Origin of the sequence: Lactobacillus nasalidis, assembly GCF_016587775.1 — a bacterium.
GTDB lineage: Bacteria > Bacillota > Bacilli > Lactobacillales > Lactobacillaceae > Lactobacillus > Lactobacillus nasalidis.
The window spans coordinates 1-259 of the sequence record NZ_BOCG01000566.1 but is presented as its reverse complement, the minus strand read 5'-3'; the positions used below and the strand labels follow the sequence as shown (position 1 = coordinate 259).

Here is a 259-nt window from a genome sequence, read left to right as displayed (position 1 = left end):
GGCTCCTACCTATCCTGTACATGCTTGACAGATACCCAATATTAAACTGCAGTAAAGCTCCATGGGGTCTTTCCGTCCTGTCGCGGGTAACCCGCATCTTCACGGGTATTATAATTTCACCGAGTCTCTCGTTGAGACAGTGCCCAAATCATTACACCTTTCGTGCAGGTCGGAACTTACCCGACAAGGAATTTCGCTACCTTAGGACCGTTATAGTTACGGCCGCCGTTTACTGGGGCTTCAATTCAAACCTTCGCTT

General features: G+C 48.6%; 1 rRNA gene. It reads right to left on the bottom strand.

The annotated features are described in order from the left end of the window. Positions 1–259, bottom strand: a 23S ribosomal RNA gene (locus tag lacNas_RS10845); the annotation flags it as partial.